Source organism: Promicromonospora sp. NPDC060271, assembly GCF_042726755.1.
Classification (GTDB): Bacteria; Actinomycetota; Actinomycetes; order Actinomycetales; family Cellulomonadaceae; genus Promicromonospora.
On record NZ_JBHXBG010000194.1, the window covers coordinates 1 to 9992 of the forward strand.

Below are 9992 nucleotides of genomic sequence, written 5' to 3' on the forward strand. Positions count from 1 at the left end.
AGTCTGACCCGGGGACTGGCAGCAACTGCATGGTCAACTCCGTGCGGCCTCAGCCCTCCGCGGGCGCGCCCGCCTCGTAGTCGGCGGACAGCGTGACGTCGACGTCGATGTCCCTGGGCTGGAGCTCGACCTGCGCGCCGCCGTCGGAGTCGGCCATCATCCCCGCGCGCATCGCGTACATCGGGGTGTGCCCGCCGCCGTTACCACCGCCGCGCAGGCCCGCCTCGAAGATCGCGACGGGTGCGACCGGGCCGAGGCCCAGGGCGTCCGCGTACGACTGCGCGCGGACCGCCGTCTCCTCGGCGGCCTCGATCCGGGCCTCGGCCAGGAGGGCCTTGCGGGTCTCGTCGGTCAGGTTCCAGGTGATCCGGTCGATCTCGACGCCGTCGACGTCCATGACGTCGGCGAGCCAGGTCGACAGCACCTCGAAGTCGCGGAACGTGACCGACAGCCGCGCCGAGGCACGGAACCGGCGGATCCGCTGCTTGCCGCCCGACTGGGAGCTCTTGACCCGGTCGTCGTAGACGTACGAGTGCACCGAGTCCGCGTCCCACCGCTCGGCGGCGCCCGTCGAGACGTGCGCCTTGACCTGCTCCACGAGGATGGTGTGGGTCCTGGCCACCTGCTCCACGACGTCGTTGCGGAGGGTGCCCGAGAACGCGACGTGCAGGTTGACGGTGCCCCGCTCCGCGGGATGGGTGCGGGTGGCCTGACCTTCGACGGCGATGCGAGTCATACGCGGAGTCTGCCGACTGATCCGCCCCCTGCGCCACCCGTCACCCGTCACCCGTCAGCCGATGGTGCCCTTGCCCACCGCTCCACGGACCAGGGTGGGCTCAAGCCCGCAGAACTCCCCGTACCGCGCGGCCTCTGCCTCGATCGCGGCCCAGACCCTCGGGGCCGGCTCCTCGGTCAGCTCGACCGTGATCTCCACGCGCTGCGCCTTCAGCACCCGGGACCAGCCGCCGGCGATCATCCCGTCAACGGTCACGAGCCCCATGTACAGCCAGCGGCTCGGCATGTCCTCCTGGGTCAGCGGGGGCCAGCCTTTGAAGTCGTGGCAGAAGAGCTCGTCGAACACCGACAGCAGGCGGACCGTGCCCTCCGGGGCGGGCTCCGGCAGGTCACCGTCGGTCCAGAGGGTCATGCCCGCCAGCTCGTGGCGGGTCAGCCCCGCATCGGCCACCGCCGCGCGAGCCGCCGTCTTGGTGAGCGTGGCCCACCAGGCGGCGTCCTCGGCGCGGCACGGGCCGTGCCCGCGCACGTACGCGCGCACCAGGTGGATACGCGCCTCGTCCTCGTCCCAGGCCTTCTGCTCGGGGAGCAGCCGGTAGGTGGCCTGCTTGCCCCGCATGGGGCCGCTCGCGACAAGCAGGTCGAGCTCGGCGTGCATCATGATCTGGCCCAGGTGCCAGCCGTCCACCGGCGCGCCCTCCGCCTCGGCGAGCGCCACGCCGATCTCCTTGCGGGTCAGCGGGCCGTTCGCCAGCGCCTCGGCGACCACCGCGTGCCGGCGGGGGAGCAGCGAGTGGTCGAAGTCGCGCGGCCGCTCCGCCGACAGCATCGCCCGGCGCACCCGGGGTGCCGTGACGGTCATCAGGGGCGCGAGGTCGTCCGGGACGACGTAGTGCCAGGTGGGGCGCAGGACGTGCGTGCGAAGGATCGACCCGTCGGCCAGTGCGGCCTGCACCTCGGCGAGCGTGGCCGGTGTCGCCAGCCGCTGCGCCACGCCCCACGCGGAGGAGTGCAGCTCCTGCGACTGGACGGCGCCCAGCCGGGCGACGATGCCGGGGACGCCGTCCGCGTCGTCGGGCGGACGCAGCGTGCCCAGACCCCCCGAGGTGAGCCGGGCGCGCTGGATCTCGCGGATGTCAGACGTAGTAGGCATCGTCGCCACCATGGCCGGCCGCGCGGGCGCGGCGATGCTTCACCAGGCTCCGGATCAGCAGGATCGCACCGATCACGAACAGGATCATCACGGGGATGATCGCGAGCGGGGCGAGGACGGACAGGAAGCCGAGGCCGATGCTCGTGACGTCCTCCGCCGCGCTGACCACCGGAGCGGCGGTGCCACCGGAGACGGTGTTGGCCACGACCCGGCCCCCGGCCTTCGCGGCATGCGTGCCGAGCGCCAGGACGATGCCAGAGACGATCGGGATCCACTGGCCAGACTGCACGAACGCGCTCGGGTCCGTGACCGTGGCCGTCTCCGACATGGAACCGGCACCGAAGGCGATACCACCGGCGGTGGGCCGGACGACCGTCTGCACCACGTCGTTGATGGAGTCCAGCACGGGGATCTTGTCCGCGACGAACTCCAGCACCAGGAGGACGGTCAGGATCACGAGGACCCAGGGGTTCTCCAGCCACGCCCAGCTGCTCGGCAGCGTCACGAGGTCCGTGAAGCGCGAGAGCACGCCGAGGAAGATGAGGGGGATCCAGGCGTTGAGGCCCGCCGACAGGGCGAGTCCGGTTCCGGTGGCAAGTTCGAGCATGACTCGAAGTGTTCCACGGCACACTGACACTCCGGGGCTTGAACGTGTCCGGTGTGCCCGATCTGTTATCAGAGTGCAGCACGGGGCGGCAGACCCGGCCGGGCCCATCACGGATGGACACGCGTAACACCTGGAATGTGCGCGCCCCGCGTGGAAGAGTTGCTGCCCTCACCGCACCGGTGCGCTGCCCAGGAGGCACTTTGATGGTCTGGACGATCTTCGCCGTGGCGTCGGTGGTGCTGCTGGGGCTCTCGGCGGGCGTGTTCTACGGGTTCTCGTCGTTCGTCATGAGCGGCCTCGCCCGTGCCTCGGACGACGCCGCCGGAGCCGGCATGAGCGGCATCAACGAGACGGCGCTCCTGCCCCCGTTCATGAGCGTCTTCTTCGGCGCGCTCCTCGTCCCGGCGGGTACCGGCATCTGGGGCCTGGTCGACGGGCGCGACGGCGGCGCGTGGGTCCTCGCGGGCGCGGCCGTCTACCTGGTGGGCACCTTCGGCGTCACCATGGCCCTGAACGTGCCCCTCAACAACCGGCTCCTCGCCGCCCACGACAAGGGCACCGAGTGGCGCGCCTACCGGCGGCCGTGGACCGCGTGGAACCACGTGCGCACGTTCGCGGGCGTCGTTGCGACGGTGCTCGCGGCGGTCGGCCTGCTCTGACCGGTCGGCCTCCGGCGGGGGCGTCGGGGACAATCGAGCACATGCCCGCCATCGACTTCCACCGCACCCTGCCCGGATACCGGCCGACACCCTTGCGGGAGGTGCCGGCGCTCGCGGCGGAGCTCGGCGTCGGACGGCTGCTCGTGAAGGAGGAGTCGAGCCGGCTCGGGCTGCCGTCGTTCAAGGTGCTCGGCGCCTCCTACGCGACGGCGCGTGCCCTGGGCGAGCGGTTCGGGCTGCCGGCGGGCACCCTGGACGCGGTGCGCTCCGCCGTCCGAGGCAGCGCCGTCCGGCTGTACGCGGCGACGGACGGCAACCACGGCCGCGCCGTCGCGCACATGGCGGCCCTCGTCGGTGCCGCAGCGACCATCTACTACCCGCCGGGTATCACCGAGGCCGCCAAGAAGGCGATCGGCGCGGAGGGCGCGCAGGTGGTCGAGGTGGACGGAACGTACGACGACGTGGTGGCCCGCGCGGCCGCCGACGCGCAGGCCGACCCGGACGCGGTGCTGGTGCAGGACACCTCCTGGCCCGGGTACACGGCGGTCCCGCAGTGGATCGTCGACGGCTACTCCACGCTGTGCCTCGAGACCGACGACCAGCTCGCCGACCTCGGCGTCGCCGGGCCTGACCTGGTGATAATGCCGGTAGGCGTCGGCTCATTCGCGCAGGCGGTGGTGAGTCACTACCGCGGAACGGGGTCCGACGGCGGCACGCTGCTCGCCGTCGAGCCCGACCGCGCCGCCGGGCTGGTCGCATCGCTGCGCGCGGGCAAGCCGGTCACGGTTCCGCCCGGCGAGACGATCATGACCGGCCTCAACTGCGGCACCGTCTCGGCGCTCGCCTGGCCGGTGCTGCGGGACGGGCTGGACGGCGCGGTCACCGTCTCCGACGACCAGGCGGCCGCCGCCGTCGACGACCTGGCGCGGCTCGGCGTCGACTCCGGACCCTGCGGCGCGGCGACCCTCGCGGCGGCTCGCCTGGTGCTGGGCCGGTCCGGCTGGCGCGAGGCCATCGGCCTGCGGCCCGACGCCGTGGTGCTGCTCCTGTCGACGGAGGGCAGGGCGGCGAACCCCGTCCCCGAGGGCCGGGTCTGACCCGGTCCACCCCGACGTCACTGCCAGATCGCTGCCAGGAGTGCTCGTGCCCGTTTCCCTTCCCGCCGCCCTCGACCGGGTCCTGCCGCTGCTGCGCTGCCCGTCCTGCGGCGCCGAGCTGGCGCCCGCCGACGGTGCGCTGCGCTGCCCGCGACGCCACAGCTTCGACCTCGCCCGGCACGGGTACGTCGGCCTGCTGACCGGCGCTCGTGCGACCAGCGGGGACGACGGGCCGATGGCGCGGGCCCGGCGGGACTTCCTGGCTGCCGGGCGGTACGCGCCGGTCCGTGACGCGGTCGCCGAGCTCGCGGCCGAGGCGGATCTCTCCGGTCGCCCGGGACGCCAGGCGGGGCCCGCCACCGTGGTCGACGTCGGCTGCGGAACCGGCTACTACCTCGCGGGAGTGCTCGACGCGCTGCCCGACGCCGTCGGCCTGGGCCTGGACACCTCGGCCCACGCGTTGCGTGTGGCGGCCAGGGCGCACGAGCGGGCCGCGGCGGCGACGTGGGACGTCTTCCGGCCGTTCCCGATCGCGTCCGAGCAGGTCGACGTGGTGCTCGACGTGTTCGCGCCGCGCAACCCGGCCGAGTTCCACCGGGTGCTGCGTCCGGGCGGTGTCCTGGTCGTGGTGCGGCCCTTCGGCGGGCACCTGGCGGAGCTGCGCAGCCAGGTCACGCAGATGGTGACGGTGGACCCGGACAAGGAGCGACGCCTGCACCAGGCCCTGGACCCGTACCTCGAGCCCGTGCGCACGGTGGAGGTCGAGTACACGACGCCGCTGACCCGGCAGGAGGCGGTCGACCTGGTGCTGATGACGCCGAGCGCGCGCCACGTCACGGAGGCGGAGCTGGCCGACGACGGCGGGCTGCCCCAGGAGGTCACGGTGTCGGTGCTGGCGACGGCCTACCGGCGGCGGTGACGTGGTGTGCTTCGTCGTCGGTAGCTCACGGGCGGGTCTCGTCGACGCTGGACGAGGGGAACGGCGACGGTGACCCGTCGCAGCCGTCCGGTGGCAGGGAGTCGGACGGTCTCCCCGGCCGTTCCGGCACCGGTGTCGCCCGGGATGTCGGCGGTGCTGACGCGCACTCGCTCGGGCCGAGGGACGGTTCGGTGCTCGGGGTGCTCGGGGTGCTCGGGGTGCTCGGGGTGCTCGGGGTGCTCGGGGTGCTCGCCGGCCTGCTGGGGGTGGGCGAGGGCACGAGCGAGGCCGGGGCGCCTGGCAGGGCCCCGCCCGGCTCGGGCCACAGCAGAGCTGTGCCGATCCCCGCTCCGCCGAGCAGGGCCACGGCGGCCGCGAGCGCCCACACCGCGGAGCTGCGGTGGGGGAGCGCCGGCCGCTGTCCGTACCTGAGGATCTCCACGCCGGACGACGAGGTGTCGTCGGGCTCCGGTCGTGCGATGGGACGGGACCGGGCGCGCACCAGCGCGTCCGAACGTGTTCGGGTCAGGTCCAGCTCGGGGTCGACCTGGCTCAAGGCGCGCCGTGCGCGGGTCAGGGTGTCTTCCGTCTTTCTCATCAGGTCTCCTGACCTTCGGTCACGGTGCGGTAGGCGGCACGCAGCCGACGTCGTGCCCGGTACACGCGGGTGGCGGCGGACGCCGTCGTGCAGCCGAGCACGTGGGCGATCTCGGCGGTGCTCAGCTCCGCGGCGGCCAGCAGCTCGACGACCTCGCGGTCGGCCGGGCGCAGGAGCGCCAACGCGCGGTGCAGGATGTCGAGCTCGTCCACCAGGTGGGCGTCGTCGGGGCCGGGGGCCCTGGGGTGCCGCAGCGTCCGCTCGGCGAGCGCCGTCCGACGCCGCTCGGCCCGGACCTGGTTGGCCAGCACACGCCGGGCGATGGCGAGCAGCCAGGCCCGGGGGTCGTCAGGAACCTCGCCCTTGCGCCAGGCGATCGCGAAGACCTCCGCGACGACGTCCTCCGCCTCGGCCGCGCCGAGCCGGGTCCGCGCGTACCTGTGCACCGCGCGTGCGTGGTCGGCGAACAGCGACTCGGTCTGGTCCGGCGTGAGCGGACCGGAGGAGACGTCGTGAGGCTCGGTATGGGTGGACAGGACGTCTCCCGGGGGTGCGGCAGTGGGACGGGTGCGGGCTGCTGTGGGCCTGCGAGACGGTCGGTGTCCGGGAGCGGGGTCGCCATGACACCTGGTCGGTGTCGTCCGCGTCACACGACGGCGCCGTGCCGGCGCGCGTCGCGGTGGACGCTCGCTTCGACGCCGCGTTTCGCATCACCATTCGAACGTTACGAAAGCGTGCTCGCTATGTTCGAGGAGTCGTGATGAGCGCAGACATGGTGACGCAGACCTACGTGCCCGAGGGGTCCAAGCCTGAAGCGGCAGAGGTGCTCAGCTTTCTGGCGGCTCATGCGGAGAAGCATGGGGCCGAGCCCGTCCGCCGGTTCCTGCAGGTGGTCGAGGCGCTCGCCGTGGGCGATCCTCGACGAACTGGTGCAGGTCGAGGCGGACAAGCGGGTCCGCCGAGGGTGCGACGGCGGTACTCGGTCACGCGCCTGCTCTACCGATCGCAGGGATTCTAGTCTCCCGATCGCATGACAGATGCTCTACCAATCGCAGATCGCGCCCTCTCCACGGGAAGGGCTCGTTGTCCGGCCGTGGCTCGGTCGTCGGGCGCGATGTGGCCGCAGTCAGCCTGCTGCCTTGGCGGCGGCCTTCTGCGCCTTCTTGAACGCGCGGACCTCCAGCAGCGCCTCGGCGCTGGTCACGTCCGCGATCGACCGGTGGGAGCCCTCCTCGCCGAACTCGCCCGCCGCCTCGCGCCAGCCCTCCGGCTGGACGTCGCGCTGCTTGCCGAGCAGGGCGAGGAAGATCTTGGCCTTGCGCTCCCCGTAGCCCGGCAGGGCGTTGAGCCGCTTCAGCACCTCGCGACCGGTCGGGGCTTTGCCGTCGGCGCCGGGCGCGGTCCAGATCTTCGCGGCGTCGCCGTCGTACTCCTCGACGATCGTGCGGGCGAGTTCCTGTACGCGACCTGCCATGGAGCGGCCGTACCGGTGGATCGCCGGGGGAGTGGTCGCCGTGGTCGTGAACTCGTCGGGGTCCGCCTCCGCGATGGCGTGCACGTCGAACGAGCCCATGCGGTCGCGGATCTTGGCCGGGCCCGCGAACGCATGCTCCATCGGGAATTGTTGGTCCAACAACATGCCAGTGAGGAGCGCGAACGGGTCCTCGCTCAGCAGCTGGTCCGTGTCGGGGTCGCCGGTGATCCAGAGCTGGGTAGCCATGGATCCATCTTGCATCCTGTCCGGCCCCTGAGCGGCTCGATTGACAGATAGCTTCTCAAAAGGGAAACTGTCTGTCATGTCTATGCTCGCCGTCGGCGATGCCGCGGAGCGTCTGGGCGTCTCGGCTCGCCAGGTACGGAACCTGGTTGCGCAGGGTGATCTGGTGCAGGTCGCTCGGGGGGTTCTGGACGAAGATTCGGTCGACCGCCTCCTCGCGGTACGGGGTGCTGGTGCTCACGCTCGATCCTGGTCCGAGCCGACAGCGTGGGCAGCTATCGCGATTTTGTCTCGCCTCTCGCCGCATTGGATGGGTAGTAGTCAGAGCTCCCGGCTCAAGGCGCGACTCCGCAGCATGTCGTCGACGGGACTCGTTGAGCGGGCCAGGAATCGCGCCAAGGTCGTCCGATACGTCGGGCATCCGGCGGGTGTCGAACGGGTTCGGGCGGAGATCGTCGACACCTCTGGCGCGGCAGCGGCGCTAGGGCTCGCTGCTGCGAACGTGGTTGACGGCTATGTCACCCTCGACGACCTTAACCGCATCGCTGCTCGGCATGGACTGGTGCGAGAGGCTGGGGGGCGGTTCGTGTTACGCGCGACATCGATGGATCTGTCGGTCGTTCGTGAGCTTGCTGAGACCGCAACGGTGCTGGCGGCTCTCGACCTGGCTGAGTCGCTCGATTCGCGCGAGCGCAAGGTAGGCCGCGCCACCATCGACCGGGCACTGGGGCAAGTGTGACTGACAGGCACACCTTCGACGTCGTGACGCCGCCGGGTGGATGGGGCGCTCCCTGGCCGAACGTCGCTGAGATCGAAAGCGTACTTCCGCACGAGAACTGGACCCTCGTCGGTGGTCTGATGACTCAACTGCACGCAATTAGTTCCGGTATCGACGCGATCCGGCCAACCAACGAAACACGCCAGAGGTTGTCCGTGCTGACGCGCACTCAGGGAATCAGCCGGTCCACGATCTCCAACGTGTCCGACGTGAAGTGCCCGTCGTCGCGCACCACCAGCGTCCCGCCGAGCCTGTCGAACATGGCCCGCCCCTGGTCGGCGTCGCAGCCGAACTCGTCCTCCACCGAGTTGAGGAACACCAGGTCACGGACGTGCGACCGGATCGCCTCCCAGTCGTACGAGTCCTGGAGCACCGGCTCGGCATTGTCGTTCGGCACCGTCGAGTACCCGGCAACGAGCACCGCCTGCGCCACCGTGACGTCCAGGTGTTCGAGAACCGCCAGCAGCAGGGCGGCCCCGCCCGAGTGCCCCACCAGAACGGTCTCCTCGGAGAACGTGTGCGCGGCGAGCACCCTCGGCAGGAACTCGGCGACCGGCTCCACGTTGGTCCCGGGGTGGTGCGGCGTCTCGACGTCGTACCCGCGTGCGCGCAGCCGGCCCGCGAGCCACGGGTACCAGATCCACTCCGGCCGAGCGCCGGTCCCGTGGAAGATGATCGCCCTGCGTCCCATCAGCCCTCCCGCGAAGCCGTCGACGCCTCGGGCACAACGCCGAGGTTGACCTGGTCCAGCACCGGCTCGAACCCGATCGCCGCGTACACCCGGTTCGACACCGGGTTGTCCCGGTCGGTGTAGAGGCAGACCCGGTTGCCGGCGTCGAGCACGCGCTGTGCCACCTCGGCGACCATCGCCCGGGCATACCCGCGTCCGCGGTGCTCGGCCGGCGTGTAGACGGGGCCGATCCGGACCACGCCGAACGCCGGCGGCCGCATGCCCGTCAGGTGCACCACCTCGCCGTCGACGTCCCACAGCCAGACGGTGCCCTCCTCGATCCAGCGCTCGGCGCCCTCGATCCGCAGCGGTTGGGCCTGGGGCGGACGCCCGGCCTGGGCGTCGGCCTCCGGGTGGAACTCGGCGAACCACGCGGTGACCAGGTCCAGGTCGGCAGGCGTGGCCGGACGTGCCCTGCCCGCCGGCGCCGGATCCGGCCCGATGACGCGCGTCGCCTCCCAGAGCCGGTCGGGACGGTCCTCGAACACCGTGCCGCCGGTGGACCGCAGCACCTCGTCGGTGAAGATCCGGACGGCGGGCATCGGGCCGTTCGCCGAGATCAGGGGTGGCTCGCCGGACCGCGCCGTGTGGTCGAGCGCGGTGCGGGCCAGCAGCCGCGCCGCGTCGTCGGGCAGCGCCGGGATCCATACCGTGTGCGGCGCGTGCGGCATGGTGCGCATCGACACGGCGACCACCACGTCGTCCGCGTCCCGCACGACCGCCCACCACATCGGGTGCTCCGGACGCGGTCCGCCGGGCGGGAAGGTCCGTGCGGCGCGGTGCGTCACCGACGCGACGACGCTCCAGAGCACCGGCTCGGCGGCCAGGAGGCCACCCGCAACGGCCAGGACTTCCGCCGGGTCATCGAGGAGCTCGACGCTGTGTGCGGTGGTCATGCCGGAATCCTGGCACGCGGGGGCCGCCCGATCGAGTGGTTTGGGTGAGCGCCCGCGTGGTCGGCAGAATGTCAGTTGATCGGCAGCTCGGACTACCGATCAA

General features: G+C 71.9%; 12 protein-coding genes and 1 pseudogene. 5 read left to right on the forward strand and 8 right to left on the reverse strand.

Annotated features, from left to right (window positions below):
* Positions 1–49: 49 nt before the first annotated feature.
* The 3 genes from ACFWE2_RS22120 to ACFWE2_RS22130 are packed head-to-tail and all read right to left on the reverse strand — an operon-like array spanning position 50 to position 2495.
* On the reverse strand, positions 50–736 hold the full coding sequence (locus ACFWE2_RS22120; protein ID WP_377226362.1) for an SIMPL domain-containing protein: 687 nt from the start codon (positions 734–736) through the stop codon (positions 50–52).
* Positions 737–790: 54 nt separating this feature from the next.
* Positions 791–1888 (reverse strand): winged helix DNA-binding domain-containing protein, encoded by a 1098-nt coding sequence (locus tag ACFWE2_RS22125; protein WP_377226363.1) that lies wholly within the window; start codon positions 1886–1888, stop codon positions 791–793.
* Positions 1872–2495 carry a DUF4126 domain-containing protein gene (locus ACFWE2_RS22130; protein WP_377226364.1) on the reverse strand — a complete coding sequence of 208 codons (624 nt, stop codon included), beginning with the start codon at positions 2493–2495 and terminating at the stop codon, positions 1872–1874. Before ACFWE2_RS22130 ends, ACFWE2_RS22125 begins: the two co-directional genes overlap by 17 nt.
* Positions 2496–2698: 203 nt before the next feature.
* Between ACFWE2_RS22130 and ACFWE2_RS22135 the strand changes: the two genes are divergently transcribed.
* The 3 genes from ACFWE2_RS22135 to ACFWE2_RS22145 are packed head-to-tail and all read left to right on the forward strand — an operon-like array spanning position 2699 to position 5170.
* A complete protein-coding gene (locus tag ACFWE2_RS22135) occupies positions 2699–3154 on the forward strand; it encodes a DUF1772 domain-containing protein (protein ID WP_377226365.1) in 456 nt (151 codons plus the stop codon).
* Positions 3155–3195: 41 nt separating this feature from the next.
* Positions 3196–4251 (forward strand): diaminopropionate ammonia-lyase, encoded by a 1056-nt coding sequence (locus tag ACFWE2_RS22140; RefSeq protein ID WP_377226366.1) that lies wholly within the window; start codon positions 3196–3198, stop codon positions 4249–4251.
* 46 nt (positions 4252–4297) lie between these two features.
* Entirely contained in the window at positions 4298–5170 is an 873-nt protein-coding gene (locus ACFWE2_RS22145) for a methyltransferase domain-containing protein (protein ID WP_377226367.1), read from the forward strand.
* Between the two features lie 25 nt (positions 5171–5195).
* On the opposite strand, the gene ACFWE2_RS22150 is transcribed toward ACFWE2_RS22145, so the two are convergent.
* The 3 genes from ACFWE2_RS22150 to ACFWE2_RS22160 all read right to left on the reverse strand — a co-directional run bounded on the left by ACFWE2_RS22150 (position 5196) and on the right by ACFWE2_RS22160 (position 7488).
* Positions 5196–5768 carry a hypothetical protein gene (locus ACFWE2_RS22150; RefSeq protein ID WP_377226368.1) on the reverse strand — a complete coding sequence of 191 codons (573 nt, stop codon included), beginning with the start codon at positions 5766–5768 and terminating at the stop codon, positions 5196–5198.
* The gene (locus ACFWE2_RS22155; RefSeq protein ID WP_377226369.1) at positions 5768–6214 is read right to left on the reverse strand and encodes an RNA polymerase sigma factor; all 447 of its coding nucleotides are present in this window, start codon (positions 6212–6214) and stop codon (positions 5768–5770) included. Before ACFWE2_RS22155 ends, ACFWE2_RS22150 begins: the two co-directional genes overlap by 1 nt.
* A gap of 680 nt (positions 6215–6894) precedes the next feature.
* The gene (locus ACFWE2_RS22160) at positions 6895–7488 is read right to left on the reverse strand and encodes an HhH-GPD-type base excision DNA repair protein (protein ID WP_377226370.1); all 594 of its coding nucleotides are present in this window, start codon (positions 7486–7488) and stop codon (positions 6895–6897) included.
* Positions 7489–7570: 82 nt separating this feature from the next.
* On the opposite strand from ACFWE2_RS22160, the pseudogene ACFWE2_RS22165 reads away from it, so the two are divergent.
* Both ACFWE2_RS22165 and ACFWE2_RS22170 read left to right on the forward strand, forming a co-directional pair.
* Positions 7571–7633: pseudogene (locus ACFWE2_RS22165) on the forward strand (hypothetical protein); the annotation flags it as partial.
* A 207-nt stretch (positions 7634–7840) separates the two neighbouring features.
* Complete coding sequence (locus tag ACFWE2_RS22170; protein WP_377226373.1) at positions 7841–8224, forward strand: hypothetical protein; 384 nt, start codon at positions 7841–7843, stop codon at positions 8222–8224.
* A 208-nt stretch (positions 8225–8432) separates the two neighbouring features.
* On the opposite strand, the gene ACFWE2_RS22175 is transcribed toward ACFWE2_RS22170, so the two are convergent.
* Together ACFWE2_RS22175 and ACFWE2_RS22180 are read right to left on the reverse strand one after the other, a co-directional pair.
* Complete coding sequence (locus ACFWE2_RS22175) at positions 8433–8954, reverse strand: RBBP9/YdeN family alpha/beta hydrolase (protein ID WP_377226371.1); 522 nt, start codon at positions 8952–8954, stop codon at positions 8433–8435.
* The gene (locus tag ACFWE2_RS22180; protein WP_377226372.1) at positions 8954–9889 is read right to left on the reverse strand and encodes a GNAT family N-acetyltransferase; all 936 of its coding nucleotides are present in this window, start codon (positions 9887–9889) and stop codon (positions 8954–8956) included. Before ACFWE2_RS22180 ends, ACFWE2_RS22175 begins: the two co-directional genes overlap by 1 nt.
* Positions 9890–9992: the final 103 nt, after the last annotated feature.